This window comes from Sphaerotilus hippei (assembly GCF_003201595.1).
GTDB lineage: Bacteria > Pseudomonadota > Gammaproteobacteria > Burkholderiales > Burkholderiaceae_C > Sphaerotilus > Sphaerotilus hippei.
Map to the genome: position 1 here is coordinate 174,830 of NZ_QJJS01000009.1, position 14,110 is coordinate 188,939.

The following is a 14,110-nucleotide window of genomic DNA, read 5'->3' on the forward strand; positions in this document are numbered from 1 at the left end:
CAGCGGTACATGTTCACGGATGAGCGACCGGCTCGGACCCGGATCCGGGGGGCCGGACCGGGCGGGGACTTTCCCGTAGTCCGTGCGGCCGGCACGCCCGGGAACCGCGGCTCTTGAGAACACGGAATCAGCAAGGCCAGGGTTGCCACGGATCCCGGCCGGGTCGGCCCCGGGCATGGGCCCGCCGCCCCCCGGTCCGCGCCCCGACCTGCCGATCCGGACCGCTGCCGGGCCCGCACGACAGGCATGGGAGTTGCGAAAAGCCCTCCCGGGTACCGAAAGAGTCGCCGGGGTACAGGTGGTGCCAGGCGGCCTTGTGTTCACCACCTGAAAAGCGAGGAGACACCCATGAAAGCATCCGAAACACGGAGCCATTGGCTGGTGCGCAGCACCTGCATCGCGCTGATGGCCTGTCCGGCCGTGGTCCTGGCCAACCCCGACGTCGAGAAGAATGTCGCCAACCCGAAGAACTGGGCGATGCAGGCCGGCGACATGTTCAACCAGCGCTACAGCAAGCTCAACCAGATCAACAAGGGCAACGTCGGCAAGATGCAGGTCGCCTGGACCTTCTCGACCGGCGTGCTGCGCGGCCACGAGGGCTCGCCCCTGGTGATCGACGGCACGATGTTCCTGCACTCGCCCTTCCCCAACAAGGTCTTCGCGATCGACCTGGAGACGCAGAAGATCCTCTGGAAGTACGAGCCCAAGCAGGACCCGGCGGTGATCCCGCAGATGTGCTGCGACACGGTCAACCGCGGCCTGGCCTATGCCGAGGGCAAGGTCTTCCTGCAGCAGGCCGACTCCAACCTCGTCGCGCTGGACGCGAAGTCGGGCAAGGTGGTCTGGTCGGTCAAGAACGGCGACCCCAAGCTCGGGGCGGTCAACACCAACGCGCCCCACGTCTTCAAGGACAAGGTCATCACCGGCATCTCCGGCGGCGAGTGGGGCGTGCGCGGCTTCCTGGCCGCCTACGACATCAACAGCGGCAAGCAGGTGTGGAAGGGCTATTCGGTCGGACCGGACAGCGAGATGCTGATCGACCCGGCCAGGACCACCACCTGGGCCGACGGCAAGGTCACGCCGGTGGGCCCGGACTCGTCGCTGAAGACCTGGCAGGCCGACCAGTGGAAGACCGGCGGCGGCACGACCTGGGGCTGGTACAGCTACGACAAGGCCACCAACTCGGTCTACTACGGCACCGGCAACCCGTCGACCTGGAACCCGTCGCAGCGCCCGGGCGACAACAAGTGGTCGATGTCGATCTGGTCGCGTGACGTGGACACGGGCCGCGTCAACTGGGTCTACCAGATGACGCCGTTCGACGAGTGGGACTTCGACGGCATCAACGAGATGATCCTGGCCGACATCCCGGTCAAGGGCAAGCAGACCAAGGCGCTGGTGCACTTCGACCGCAACGGCTTCGGCTACACGCTCGACCGCGTGACCGGCGCGCTGCTGGTGGCCGAGAAGTACGACCCGAAGGTCAACTGGGCCACGCACGTCGACATGAAGAGCGGTCGCCCGCAGGTGGTCAAGCAGTACTCGACTGCGCAGAACGGCCCGGACGTCAACACCAAGGGCATCTGCCCGGCAGCGCTGGGCTCCAAGGACCAGCAGCCGGCCTCGTTCGACCCGAACACCGGCCTGTTCTACGTGCCGACCAACCACGTCTGCATGGACTACGAGCCGTTCAAGGTCGAGTACACCGCCGGCCAGCCCTACGTGGGCGCGACGCTGTCGATGTTCCCGGCCCCGGGCAGCCACGGCGGCATGGGCAACTACATCACCTGGGATGCGGGCACCGGCAAGATCGTGCAGAGCAAGGCCGAGAAGTTCTCGGTGTGGAGCGGCTCGCTCAACACCGCGGGCGGCCTGAGCTGCTACGGCACGCTGGAGGGTTACCTGAAGTGCGTCGACGCGAAGGACATCAACAAGGAGCTGTTCAAGTTCAAGACGCCCTCCGGGATCATCGGCAACGTGTTCACCTATGAACACAAGGGCAAGCAGCACATCGGCGTGTTCTCCGGCATCGGGGGCTGGGCCGGCATCGGCATGGCCGCCGGTCTCGAGAAGGACCAGGACGGCCTGGGTGCGGTGGGTGGCTACAAGGAGCTGAGCCAGTACACCGAACTGGGCGGATCGCTGACCGTGTTCGCCCTGCCCAACTGAGCGGGACACCACGCACGCGAGGGGGTGGCGTGCACGCCACCCCCCGATGTCGAAAACGATGGAGACATGGAAGACATGAGACACGCAGCATGGGCTCTTCTGCCCCTCGTCCTCGGCCTGTGCGGCATGGCCCAGGCCACCCAGGCCCAGAGCACGGCCCCGCTCTACACCGTGGTCGACGGCTACAAGGTGGACACCAACACGATGCAGGGTTTCCGCACCTGGCGGGCCGCCGCCTGCGACCGCTGCCACGGCGCCAACCAGGAAGGCATGGTCGGGCCATCGCTGGTCAACAGCCTCAAGACGCTGAGCAAGGACGAGTTCGTCAAGACCGTGATGGACGGGCGCCTGGACAAGGGCATGCAGAGCTTCGGCACCAACCCGACGGTGGTGCAGAACATCGACCAGCTCTACGCCTACCTCAAGGGCCGCTCGGACGGCGCCATCACGCGTGCCAAGGTCGAAGAGATCAAGTGAGGCCAGCATGACACCGGTCCGCGCTTCCCGGGCCCGCCGGGCCCTCGTCCCCGTGGCCGCACTGCTCGTGGCGCTGATGGCCTGCGGTCCGGCGCGGGCCCAGGCGCCCGCGCCGGACCAGCCTGAGCGCAAGGCGCTGCGGGTCTGCCAGGATCCGAACAACCTGCCGTTCTCGAACACCGCCGCCGAGGGCATCGAGAACCGCATCGCCGAGCTGTTCGGCCGCGAGCTCGGCCTGCCGGTGACCTACTACAGCTTCCCGCAGCGCATGGCCTTCATCCGCAACACGCTGCGCTACAAGCTGCCCGGAGCCGATTTCCCCTGCGACATCGTCATGGGCGTGCCGGTGGGCTTCGACCAGGTGTCGGTGACGCGGCCCTACTACCGCTCCACCTACGCGCTGGTGTTCCCGCGCGGGCGCGGGCTCGATGGCGTGACGGCCGCCAGCGACCTGCAGGCCCTTGAGCCGGCGCAGCGCGAGCGGCTGCGCATCGGCGTGTTCGACCGCTCGCCGGCCTCGGACTGGCTGGTGCGCCACCAGCTGGTGGCCCAGGGCGTTCCCTACCAGATGCTCAATGCCGATCCGCAGCAGTATCCGGGCGAGATCATCGAGAAGGAGCTGGTGGCCGGGCGCATCGACGCGGCCATCGTCTGGGGCCCGATCGCCGGTTTCTACGCGCGGCGCAGCCCGGTGCCGATGACCGTGCTGCCGATGGCCTCCGAGCCGGGCGTGCGCTTCGACTACCAGATGGCCATGGGCGTGCGCTACGGCGAGCGGGAGTGGAAACAGCAGGTCGAGGCCATCATCGAGCGCCGGCAGGCCGAGATCCACGCCATCCTGACCGAGTTCGGCGTGCCGCTGGTCGCCGAGACGGCCCAGGTGGCGGCACAACGCTGAGCACGATGGCCATGCCCGCCCCCATCGAGACTCCAGGCCGCGGACGCGGCCGGTCGGTCGCCGCGCTGCTGTGCCTGCTGACCATGCTGTCGGGGCCGCTGCTGCCGATCGCCCGGGCGCAGGGCCAGGCCGCCGCGGCCGGCGGCCCGCCAGCGTCGGACGGCGCCCGCGATTTTTCCGAGGCCGAGCGCCGCCTGCTGATGAGCGACCAGCTGGCGACGCTGCAGCCGCCGACGACGCTGCGCTACGGCTTCCGCCGCGCCAGCTCGATCGAGGAGGCCTACGCCGACCGGGTCGAGCTGCAGCTCAGCCGGCGCGCGGACGGCAGCTGCTGCGACACCCGGGGCCAGTTCCTGACCGGCGCGCGCGCGCAGGTGCTGCCGCTGATCGAAGGGGCGCAGGGCAACCCGATCACGCTGCATTTCCTCGAGCGTGACCTGCGCGAGATGAAACGCCTGACCCAGGGCTCGACCCAGCACTTCCGCAAGCAGATCCGCATGGCGATCTACCGCGGCGCCACGGTGCGCCCGCTGACGCTGAGCTACCGCGGCCAGCCGGTGGCCGGTCAGGAGATCCTGATCAGCCCCTACCTCGACGACCCGAACCGGCCGCGCTTCGAGAAATACGCCGGCAAGCAGTACCGCTTCTGGCTGTCGGACGCGGTGCCGGGCGGGGTCTACGCCATCCACACGCTGATCCCCGACCCGGCCTCGGCCCTGCCGCTGATCGAAGAAGAGCTGCTGATCGACGGCGGGGTGCTGCCCGCCCTCGCCCGCCCCCCGACCGCCAGGAACCCGCCATGACGCCGAACCTGTCCACCCCCCGTGGCCCACGCACCTGCCCGGCCTGGGCGGCCCGGCTGCTGCTGCCGCTCGCCGGCCTGGCCGGTGTCCCGGCGCAGGCCAACGACTTCCCGACGCTCGAGCGGGTGCTCTACGTGCAGGAGTGCATGCGCGAGCACCCGGGCAGCAACTTCGAGATGGTCAGCAAATGCGCCTGCGCCCAGGAGGCGATCGCCAGCGAGATGCGTTTCGAGGACTACAGCGCCATCCACGCGCTCTTCAACGCCAACACCATCGGGGGTGAGCGCGGGGCCTACATCCGCGACAACGAGAGCCTGCAGGTGCAGATCCGCCGCTACCGCGAGGTGCAGACCCGCGCCAAGCGGGCGTGTTTCGTGATCCGCTGAAGCGGCCCCGCCATGCCGATCCATCGCCGCGCCTGGCTGCGCCACACCGGCCGACTCGCCCTGGCCGGCGGCCTGGGGATGCCCGCCTGGCAGGGTCCGCGGGCGGCCGAACCGCGGGGGGCACCCGCGTCCCCCGACGACGATGCGCAGCAGCGGCCGATCTGGCTGAAGGTGCGGCGCGAGCTGTTCGGCGACCGGCCGATCCAGCCCGCCGGGGACGAGCTGCTGCGCCTGGAGCTGCCCCGCCGTGCCGGCGACCCGGCCTTCGTGCCGCTGGTGATCCGCATTCCGCCGGCGCAGGCCGCCGGGCGCCTGGTGCGGCGGCTGTGGCTGCTGATCGACGAGAACCCGTCACCGATCGCGGCCATCGTCACCCCCACGCTGGCCAGCGGGCGGGCCGACCTGGAGACCCGCGTGCGGGTCGATGCCTACAGCTGGGTGCGGGTGGTGATCGAGATCGGCCCGGACGACCCGGGCGCAGCGAGCGAACTCCACGCGGTGCAGCGTTTCGTCAAGGCCTCGGGCGGCTGCTCGGCCGCCGCGGCGGCCGATGCCGAGCAGGCCCGCCGCACGCTCGGCCAGATGCGGCTGCAGCTGCCGGCGCGGCTGGTGGCCGGCCAGCCGGCGCTGCTGCGCTGGCAGATCAGTCACCCCAACCACTCCGGCCTGGCGATGGATCCGCTGAGCCGCCAGTTCACGCCCGCCCACTGGGTGCGCCAGGTGCTCTTCAGCGACTCGGACCGGCCGCTGCTGAGCGCCGACGTGGACTTCTCGCTCAGCGAGAACCCGCGCCTGGACCTGCACTTCGTGCCGCGTGAACGCGGCCTGCTGCAGGTCCGGGTCGAGGACTCCGCCGGCCTGGCCTTCCGGCTGGACCAGCCCTACCAGGTGCAGCCGTGAGCGTGGCCGCCCGGCGCGGGCCTCGACGGCTGGCCGCGGCGGCGCTGCTGGCGGCGGCCCCCGCCTTCGCCGCGCCCTGGGCCTACATCACCAACCAGGGCAGCCACGACGTGTCGGTGATCGACCTGGCCAGCCGGTCGGTGGTGCACACCATCGCCGTCGGACGCTCGCCGGCCGGCGTGGCCGTGCTGGGTGCACGCGGGCCGGTGCTGGTGGCCAATGCCGATGGGCACAGCGTCTCGGTCATCGACGTGGAGCGCCAGCAGGTGGTGCAGACCCTCGCGGCAGGCCAGGGCGCGGTCGGGCTGGCGGCCAGCGCCGACGGCCGGCGCTGGTTCCTGGCCGACTGGTACGGGCAGCAGCTGCTGGTGTTCGACCACGACGGCGGACAGCACCGCCTGCGGGGCGCCGTGCCGCTGGGCGCCGCCCCGGCCGGCGTGGCCAGCAGCGCCGACGGCCGCACCGTCTGGGTGGCCGAACGGGACGACGACCGCGTCGCGCGCATCGATGCCGAGACGCTGCAGGTGCGCCAGCGCATCCCCGTGGGTCGCCACCCCTTCGGCCTGCTGCTCGATGCCGCCCGCGGGCGGCTGCATGCGCTCAACGTGATGAGCGACGACGTCAGCGTGATCGACCTGGCCAGCGACACCGTCGTGCAGACGCTGAAGGTCGGCCGCTCGCCTTATGCCGCCACGCTGGCGCGGCAGGGCCGGCTGCTGTGCGTGAGCAACCAGCACGACGGCAGCGTCAGCACCTTCGATGCCCGCACGCTGCAGCCGCGCCGCACGCTGACCGGCTTCGGCTACCCCGAGGGCCTCGCCGCCGACGGGGAGCTGCTCTACGTCGTCAACTGGATGGACGAGCAGGTCAGCGTGGTCGACCCCGAGGACGGCCGGCTGCTGCAGCAGATCGCCACCGGACGCAACAGCCGCGGCTTCGGCGACTTCATCACCGCCCGATGAAGCCGCCACCATCCGCCCGCCTCACCCACAGGAGCCACTGGAGAGCCCCGATGCCTGCCGTTTCACTGCCTCACCGTTCCCTGCGCCACCGGCCGTGGCCGGCGCTCGCCCTGCTCGTCGCGGCCGGTGCCGCGGCCCTGCTGTCCCCCGGCGCCCGGGCCCACGGTCCGACCCGCCAGAAGGTGGTCGAGAGCGTCACGATCAACGCCCCGGCGGCCACCGTCTGGGCGCTGGTGCGACCCTTCGACGCGCTGCAGGCCTGGCACCCCGCCGTCGAGTCCAGCCGCGCCACCCAGGGCAACGAGCCCGGTTCGGTGCGCACCGTCCGGCTCAAGGGCGGCGGTGAGCTCGAGGAGACGCTCGAGACCTGGGACGACGCGCAGATGAAGTACAGCTACCGGCTCAAGGCCGGCGGCGCGGCGCTGCCGGTGACCAACTACAGCGCCACGCTGCGCGTCAGCGCCGACGGCGAACGCTGCCAGGTCGAGTGGCGCGGCGCCTTCTACCGCGGCTACCCGAACAACGACCCGCCGCCGGACCAGAACGACGAAGCCGCGGTGCGGGCGGTCACCGGCGTCTACCGCGCCGGGCTCGACCAGCTCAGGAAACAGGTCGAGGGCCGCTGACCCCGGCCCCGATCGGCCATGTCACCCCGCGGCCCCTCCAGGCGCTCGGCCTGCATCCGGCTGGCGGGCGCGCTGCTGGGCCTGGCCGAGGCGGCGGTGCTGCCGGGCTGCCAGCTGCTGCCGGCCCCGGGGGCCGTCGGCGTGGCGCAGCAGGTCGCGCCGGGGGTCTATCTGGTGCGGGGTGCGCACGGCGAGATCGGCCCGGACAACCGCGGCGAGATCGGCAACGCCGCTTTCATCGTCGGGCCGAACGGCGTGCTGGCGGTGGACACCGGCGTGTCCTGGCAGCAGGGCCGGCGGCTGCTGGCCACCATCGAGCGGCACACCGGCCAGCGGCCGCGGCTGGCCGTGCTGACCCAGCCCCGACAGGAATTCCTGTTCGGCGCCACCGCCTTCCAGGCCGCGGGCGTGCCGCTGCTGATGCACCGGCGCGCCGAGCAGGTGATGCGCTCGCGCTGCGATCGCTGCCTGCGCCAGCTGCAGCAGCAGCTCGGCGCCGACACGATGCAAGGCAGCGCGCTGCCCCGCCCCGACCGGCTGATCGACGGCAGCACCCCGCTCGACGAGGCGCTGATCGGTCGGCCGATCCAGCTGCTGCACCTGGGCCACGGCAGCGGCCCGGGCGACATCGGCGTGTTCGACGCCGACAGCCGCACGCTGCTGGCCGGCGGCTGGATCGACCACCTGCGCATCCCCGACGTGCAGGACGGCGACCTGCCCGGCTGGCGCACCACGCTCGACCGGCTGCACGAGCTGGCGCCCCGCCTCGTCGTGCCCGGACACGGCCCGGCCGGCCCGGGCCCCCGGCTGATCGACACCACCCGGCGCTACCTCGACCAGCTCGAGGCCGCCGTCGCCCGCGAGCTGGCCGCCGACACCTCGCTGGCCGACATCGCGCAGGCCGTGGAGCTGCCCGAATTCGCCGGCTGGGACCAGTACGAGACCACCCACCGCCGCAACGCCGCGATCGTCTACCTGCGGCTGGAGCGGGTGCTGCTGCTGCAGCCGAGCCCGCGACCGGCACCGGCCCCCTGACCCCCGCCCCGCCCCGCCGACCGGAGCTGCCATGCCCAGACGCCCCCCAACGATCCCGCCCCACGCACCCGGCCCCGTGGTCAGCCCCGCAGTCGGCCCCGATGCCGACCTCGCGCGCCGCGCCTGGCTGCAGCGCTCGGCCGCGTCGGCCCTGAGCGCCGCCACGCTGGGCACCGGCCTGTGGCCGCTGCACCCGGCCCGCGCCGCACCGGGCGGGCTGCCCAGCAACGTCGGTCACGGCGACAGCTCGCCCCAGTGGGAACAGCTGCGCGAGCGCCTGTTCGGCCACCAGCGGCTGCACGTCGGCAGCCCCGGCCTGGTGCAGCTGAGCGTGCCGCTGCGGGCCGCCTACGGCGCCAGCGTGCCGGTGAAGATCAGCTCGCACCTGCCGCAGACCCCCGAGCGCCACGTGCGCCGCCTGACGCTGCTGGTCGACAAGAACCCCTCGCCGGTGGCCGCCGTGCTGACGCTGACGCCCGAGCTGGGCCAGGCCGACTTCGAGACCCGGCTGCGGGTGGACGAATACAGCCACATCCGTGTGGTCAGCGAGCTGTCCGACGGCTCGCTGCACCTGGACTCGCGCTACGTGAAGGTCTCCGGCGGCTGCTCCGCCCCGCCCAACCGCGACGCGCCGCAGCTGATCGGACGCACCAGCTTCCGCCTGCCCGCCGGGCTCCATGCCGACGGCCCCACACCCGCCGAGGTCACCGTGCTGCACCCCAACGACACCGGCTTCGAGCTCAACCAGGTGACCCTCATGTTCATCCCGCCGCACTTCGTGCGCTCGCTGCGGGTCAGCCGCGGCGAGGCCCTGCTGTTCGATGCCGACCTGGACTTCTCCATCAGCGAGAACCCGACCTGGCGCTTCCACTTCCTGCACCGGCCCGGCGAGCGGCTCGGCGCCGAGGTGCTCGACACCCGCGAGCAGCACTTCAGCGCCCGCTTCGATCCGGCCACCGGGCAGGCCTCGTGAACACGGCCGGCGGGCCCGCCCGAACCGGACCGCGCGCGCGTCGCGCGGGCCCGGCCGCCCGGCGGTCCGTCACTCCGCGGCCCGGCACCCGCCTGCTCGTCACCCGCCTGCTCGCCGCGCTGCTGCTGGTGGCTCCCCTGCTGTGCAGCCGTCCGGCCCGGGCCGAGATCCCCGCCGCCTACGCACCGATGGCCGTGCGGCCGCTGCCCGGCGACGATGGGCGCATCGAGTTCGACCTGCGGCCGGCCCAGCAGCGCGCCCGCCAGGAGGGCAAGTCGCTCTACGTCTACCTCGGCGCCGCCGACTGCCCCTACTGCCGCCGCTACGAGGCTTTCCTGCGTGAGCACGCCCCCGTGCTGGCGCCGCGTTTTGCCGCGCGTTACCTCGTCGTCGACCTGCACAGCCAGCTGTCGGTCACCAGCCGCCACCTGGTGCTGCGCACCGAGGCGCTGCGCCTGCCCTACGCCGACTTCCAGCGGGCCATCGGCGACCAGCGCGCCCGCCTGCTGGTCTACCCCAGCGTCTGGCTGCTCGACGCCAGCGGCCGGCCGCTGATGCAGATGCCCGCCGGCGCCGGCACCTTCCAGACCGTGGCCGAACAGATCGAGATCCTCGACCTGGTGGAGTGAGCCCGCCCGCTCACCCTGCGACGCAGGCCCCGGGCACCACCGGGATCAGCGGCGCGGCGCGCACCACCCGGTTGCGCCCCTCGCGCTTGGCCCGGTAGAGCGCCGCATCCGCGCGCTCCAGCAGCTGCGCGCCGGTCTCGCCCGCACGGTGCCGGGCCACGCCCAGGCTGGCCGTCACCTGGCCGGCCTGCTGCATCGGCTTGCCGCTGATGGCCAGTAGCAGCAGCGCGGCCATCTGGCCGGCGCCGGACTCGTCGGTGGCCGGCAGCAGCACGGCGAACTCCTCGCCGCCCAGCCGGCCCAGCACATCCGACGGCCCGAGGCGCCGCTTCACCCGCCGGCAGCACGAGCGCAGCACCTCGTCACCGACCGCATGGCCATGCTCGTCGTTGATGCGCTTGAAGTGGTCCAGGTCGATCATGATCACCGACAGCGGCGCGCCCTGCGTGCCGCAGCGCCGGATCTCCCCGTCCAGCTGCGCCAGGAAACGGCGCCGGTTGGCCGCGCCCGTCAGCCCGTCGCGCGAGGCCAGCTTCGCCAGCCGCTGGTTCGAGCTGACGATGGGCTGCAGCACCGTGCGTGACAGCATCCAGTTCAGCACCGCGAAGAAGGACAGGAACAGCGCCGCCGAAGCGCCCAGGTAATGCAGGAAGGTGCTGTCCACCCTGGCGAACGCCGTGCGGGCCGGCACCGACACGATCTGGGCGCCCACCACCTCGCCGACCCGCCAGCCGAAGCCCCCCTGGCGACCGTACTTCGCCACCAGGGCGGCGGGAGCGGCTTCGGGCGAGCCATGGCAGCGCAGGCACGCCTCGTTCACCACCCGCAGCGGCCGGGCGTAATGCAGCATCTGCGCCGCCCCGCTGCCGGTGGTCAGGAAACGTTCTTCAGCGCCCCCGGCGCGGAAGGCCTCGATCACCTGCAGCTCCCAGCCGCGGGCCCGGTTGTCCGGCTGGGTCGGGTTGATCGCCAGCTCCTGGTAGCGGTAGTCCGGGTAGGCCTGCTGCAGGTACTTCATCGTCGTCACCGCGCTGAACGAGGGCACCGCCGCCGGCGGGAACGGCCCGTCGTGCTGCAGCAGCGCATCCCGGACATGCTCGCTGGTGTAGGCACGCACCGCCTGCGCGGTCGCCATCTGCAGCACCGCCTCGCGCCGGACATCCTCATGGGCGTCCTGGCTCAGCGCCGCGTGGAACACGCTGCCCGACACCAGCATCGCGACCGCGCTGACGCCGGCCAGCACCATGTTCAGGCGCCCCCTCGTGCTCTTCATCCATCCATCGGGCTTGCTGGTCATCAGCACATATCGGACGACCGGCAGGCCGCTTGAGGTCCATCCACCGCCACCCGCAAGATCCGGCTCCAAGGTCGGTCCAGGCCGCTACCCTGTGCACACCGTCCGCGCGCCAGCTCCCCCCTTCCGGCGCACCAGACCAGCGGTTGACGACGAGAACACTTTCATGACCTACCACCACGCCCTCTTCGACTTCTCCCTGCTGCAGACCCTGGTGGAAGTGCTGGCCACGCTGGCCTTCGCGCTGTCGGGCCTGCTGGAGGCCGCACGCAAGCGGCTCGACCTGGTGGGCGTGTGCGTGGTGGCCGGGTTGACCGCCTTCGGCGGCGGCACCCTGCGCGACATCCTGCTCGACCGCCGACCGTTCTTCTGGGTCCAGCACGCCTCCTGGCTGTGGATCCTGCTGGCCTTGTGCACGGTGGCGATGCTGACCTTGCGAGCGCGCCATTTCGAGCTGACCGAGCGCGCCGTGTCCTGGCCCGACGCCCTCGGGCTCGGACTCTTCTCGGCCGCCGGGACCCGGATCGCGCTGGACATGCAGATGCCCGCCATCGTCGCCGTGCTGATGGGCGTGATCACCGCCGTCTTCGGCGGCGTGCTGCGCGACATCGTCTGCAACGAGATCCCCAGCGCCTTCCGGGACCACCGCCCCTACGCCGCCTGCGCGTTCATCGGCACCTGGATGCTGGTGCTGGCCGACACCCTGAACGCCCCCGACTGGATCGGCCTGACCGCCGCCGCCAGCACGACCGTCGTGCTGCGGGGACTGGCCCTGTGGACCGGCTACAGCCTGCCCGCCTGGAATCCCGGACCGCCGGCGGACCGGTGACCGGGGGCGGCGCACATCGCCATCGACGCCACCACATTGGAGCCAAGACCATGAGCGACGACATCCCCGTTCTTCGGCCGCTGCGCACTGAGGCCGATTACCGTGCCGCGCTGCAGCGCGTGGAAACCCTGTTCGACTTGCCCGAGGAGCCTGACCCGGCCAGTGATCTGGGAGCGTACTTCGACGCGCTGATCACGCTGATCCAGGCCTACGAGCGCCGGCACTATCCGGTGGAGGCGCCGGACCCGATCGAGGCCATCACCTTCCGCATGGCGCATATCGGCGGCCGATGCAGCACCTGATGTTCGCACTGCGCCTCCGACAGGTTGTACAGCCTCACAGAAACACCATGCGCACCAGCGCCTCGATCGCATACGGCTGGCGCCAGCCCTTGCTGCGGTCGGCGCGCGGGCCGGCCTTGTCCATCGCTGCGAAGCCGATTCCCTCGTCCATCGCCGCCAGCATCTGCACGCAGCCCTCCAGCTTGGCCTTGCGCTGCTGCACCACGAACAGGTCGTCCGCGGCCTCTCAGGAAAAAACTCGATGGCTTGATGCGGGACGTGAGCATGGGGCGTCATCTTGGCGCCATGCCCGGCTCAGGTGAAGGTCCGGGCTGGTTTTTAGAAGTACCTTGGAGCAACTCCTCCCAAAAAACAAAAAATCCCGAGACGCTCACGGCTCGAATGCAGCCCCCTTTGATGAATCGAGAACATAAGTTTTTGTGGCTGTGCCATTGCGGTATGCAACACAAGCAACTTCGTAAGCACCACGGATCTTTAGAGGCCGGACAGATGTAATGCGAGCACACAGCAGTTGATTTACGTTAATCCCAGCCTTCACCACCTCCAAAACCTCAGACTGACTTGGAACCTCTTTGATGTCAGAAGCACCTTTATCAATACCCATTGCGCGAATTGAAAACACTGTCAAATCAATTCTCTGATCCCGACTCAAATCGGCAGCAGCAACAGAAACAGAAACAGAGAGCCCAAGCATTAGGACAGAAGCCACCGCCGAATATATTTTAGACATCACAACACCCCTCAAAAAAACACTAGCAACCATATACCAAAACACGACAATATAAATTTACATTGACAAGACGTGAATCCATCTCAACTACACAAGCATTAACCATCAAATGCATCCTACACTCAGAGCAAAAAAATAAAACCAAAAATGGTAGCCGCACCATTCAGAAAAACCGGCAATTATTCACATAAATCATCTGCAGCCACCTTACCTCACAGGCAGCGCATCGATAGATGAAAAAATGTTGCATATAAATAAGTCTGAGTCGCGCGCATCTCACGCACACTCACCACTCAAATTACAGGACAAAAGATGGATAATCGATTTACCGCTTTTATGGCAGCAGCTCTTTTCTCACTCGCAACAATACATGCGACCGATGTGGACGCAAGGAGCAAAGGGCGAAGTTATTACAGCCCCATCAAGCACACAAAGAAGTCATCAGGATCTTCGCGCGCACCAGCAGGCAGTTCAAATTCCGTGGGATCGGACCCCAGCTCTTGCCCGTGCTCAAGCGGCACAACATGCACTGGCCCACGCGGAGGAACCTACTGCCACACGTCTGGCGGCAATAAGCGTTACCTACGCTAAACCTGAGCATCATCCCCGGCAGCACAACTAGGGGAAAACCGTAATCCTCATTAAGCCATCATGGCAGCGAATCACACGCGCGGCCATCGTGATCAGAATCCCCCCCTCTGTCAAGATAGATGACAGTCACACCGGCCGACGAGCAGGAGCACGCCCAGGTCAAGGCGCTGTCCGAGGCGGTGCAGCAGGATACCGGCGAGACGGGTCCATCTGGCGTGGACCGCCCAGTGCTACACCGGTGAGAAAGCCCAGCAGGACGCCAAGGACAGCGGTATCACCCTGCAGATTGCCAAACTGACCGAAGCGAAGAAGGGGTTTGTATTGCTGTCCCAGCGCTGAGTGGTCTAGAGCGTGTTATGAACTTCCCCCCGAAGCCAGCACCGCTGCGGCCTTGGGGAGCATGAGGATGGCGAAGACCACGAAATGCAAACTGGCCAGCACCTGAGGCAAGCGCTCGAAATCGCGGCTGAGCCGACGAAACCGCGACAGCCAGCCGAAACTGCGCT

Annotated in this window: 16 protein-coding genes and 2 pseudogenes; 14 read left to right on the forward strand and 4 right to left on the reverse strand. The window is 69.3% G+C overall.

Annotated features, from left to right (window positions below):
- Positions 1-405 precede the first annotated feature (405 nt).
- The 11 genes from xoxF to C7444_RS11600 all read left to right on the forward strand — a co-directional run bounded on the left by xoxF (position 406) and on the right by C7444_RS11600 (position 9,858).
- Entirely contained in the window at positions 406-2,169 is a 1,764-nt protein-coding gene (gene xoxF, locus C7444_RS11550; RefSeq protein WP_211317534.1) for a PQQ-dependent ethylene glycol dehydrogenase XoxF, read from the forward strand.
- 126 nt (positions 2,170-2,295) lie between these two features.
- Complete coding sequence (locus tag C7444_RS11555; RefSeq protein ID WP_245909520.1) at positions 2,296-2,646, forward strand: c-type cytochrome; 351 nt, start codon at positions 2,296-2,298, stop codon at positions 2,644-2,646.
- 52 nt (positions 2,647-2,698) lie between these two features.
- A complete protein-coding gene (locus C7444_RS11560; protein WP_375136931.1) occupies positions 2,699-3,544 on the forward strand; it encodes a substrate-binding domain-containing protein in 846 nt (281 codons plus the stop codon).
- An 11-nt stretch (positions 3,545-3,555) separates the two neighbouring features.
- The gene (locus C7444_RS11565) at positions 3,556-4,347 is read left to right on the forward strand and encodes a hypothetical protein (protein ID WP_170130718.1); all 792 of its coding nucleotides are present in this window, start codon (positions 3,556-3,558) and stop codon (positions 4,345-4,347) included.
- Positions 4,344-4,733 carry a hypothetical protein gene (locus C7444_RS11570; RefSeq protein ID WP_110401009.1) on the forward strand — a complete coding sequence of 130 codons (390 nt, stop codon included), beginning with the start codon at positions 4,344-4,346 and terminating at the stop codon, positions 4,731-4,733. The genes C7444_RS11565 and C7444_RS11570 overlap by 4 nt, the downstream gene beginning before the upstream one ends.
- Before the next feature lie 12 nt (positions 4,734-4,745).
- Complete coding sequence (locus C7444_RS11575) at positions 4,746-5,633, forward strand: quinoprotein dehydrogenase-associated SoxYZ-like carrier (RefSeq protein ID WP_110401010.1); 888 nt, start codon at positions 4,746-4,748, stop codon at positions 5,631-5,633.
- Positions 5,630-6,595, forward strand: coding sequence for a YncE family protein (locus C7444_RS11580; RefSeq protein ID WP_245909521.1), 966 nt, complete (start codon positions 5,630-5,632; stop codon positions 6,593-6,595). Before C7444_RS11575 ends, C7444_RS11580 begins: the two co-directional genes overlap by 4 nt.
- Positions 6,596-6,645: 50 nt before the next feature.
- Positions 6,646-7,221, forward strand: coding sequence for an SRPBCC family protein (locus tag C7444_RS11585; protein ID WP_110401011.1), 576 nt, complete (start codon positions 6,646-6,648; stop codon positions 7,219-7,221).
- A gap of 18 nt (positions 7,222-7,239) precedes the next feature.
- Positions 7,240-8,256, forward strand: a complete 1,017-nt coding sequence (locus tag C7444_RS11590) for an MBL fold metallo-hydrolase (protein ID WP_110401012.1) — start codon at positions 7,240-7,242, stop codon at positions 8,254-8,256.
- Between the two features lie 76 nt (positions 8,257-8,332).
- Positions 8,333-9,229 carry a quinoprotein dehydrogenase-associated SoxYZ-like carrier gene (locus C7444_RS11595; RefSeq protein WP_245909522.1) on the forward strand — a complete coding sequence of 299 codons (897 nt, stop codon included), beginning with the start codon at positions 8,333-8,335 and terminating at the stop codon, positions 9,227-9,229.
- Positions 9,226-9,858, forward strand: coding sequence for a thioredoxin domain-containing protein (locus tag C7444_RS11600; RefSeq protein ID WP_245909523.1), 633 nt, complete (start codon positions 9,226-9,228; stop codon positions 9,856-9,858). Before C7444_RS11595 ends, C7444_RS11600 begins: the two co-directional genes overlap by 4 nt.
- A gap of 10 nt (positions 9,859-9,868) precedes the next feature.
- Here the strand turns inward: C7444_RS11600 and C7444_RS11605 are convergent, their stop codons facing one another.
- Positions 9,869-11,131, reverse strand: a complete 1,263-nt coding sequence (locus C7444_RS11605; protein ID WP_170130719.1) for a diguanylate cyclase — start codon at positions 11,129-11,131, stop codon at positions 9,869-9,871.
- Positions 11,132-11,318: 187 nt separating this feature from the next.
- On the opposite strand from C7444_RS11605, the gene C7444_RS11610 reads away from it, so the two are divergent.
- Both C7444_RS11610 and C7444_RS11615 read left to right on the forward strand, forming a co-directional pair.
- The gene (locus C7444_RS11610; protein WP_110401015.1) at positions 11,319-11,981 is read left to right on the forward strand and encodes a trimeric intracellular cation channel family protein; all 663 of its coding nucleotides are present in this window, start codon (positions 11,319-11,321) and stop codon (positions 11,979-11,981) included.
- Positions 11,982-12,031: 50 nt separating this feature from the next.
- A complete protein-coding gene (locus tag C7444_RS11615; protein WP_211317531.1) occupies positions 12,032-12,283 on the forward strand; it encodes a helix-turn-helix domain-containing protein in 252 nt (83 codons plus the stop codon).
- Positions 12,284-12,317: 34 nt separating this feature from the next.
- Here the strand turns inward: C7444_RS11615 and C7444_RS20250 are convergent, their stop codons facing one another.
- Together C7444_RS20250 and C7444_RS19985 are read right to left on the reverse strand one after the other, a co-directional pair.
- Positions 12,318-12,488: a hypothetical protein gene (locus C7444_RS20250; protein WP_170130720.1), complete on the reverse strand. Its 171-nt coding sequence runs from the start codon at positions 12,486-12,488 to the stop codon at positions 12,318-12,320.
- Positions 12,489-12,653: 165 nt separating this feature from the next.
- The gene (locus C7444_RS19985; protein ID WP_146219382.1) at positions 12,654-13,013 is read right to left on the reverse strand and encodes a hypothetical protein; all 360 of its coding nucleotides are present in this window, start codon (positions 13,011-13,013) and stop codon (positions 12,654-12,656) included.
- Positions 13,014-13,723: 710 nt separating this feature from the next.
- On the opposite strand from C7444_RS19985, the pseudogene C7444_RS20625 reads away from it, so the two are divergent.
- Positions 13,724-13,940 (forward strand): annotated as a pseudogene (locus tag C7444_RS20625) (IS5/IS1182 family transposase); the annotation flags it as partial.
- An 18-nt stretch (positions 13,941-13,958) separates the two neighbouring features.
- Here the strand turns inward: C7444_RS20625 and C7444_RS11625 are convergent.
- Positions 13,959-14,110: pseudogene (locus tag C7444_RS11625) on the reverse strand (IS5/IS1182 family transposase); the annotation flags it as partial.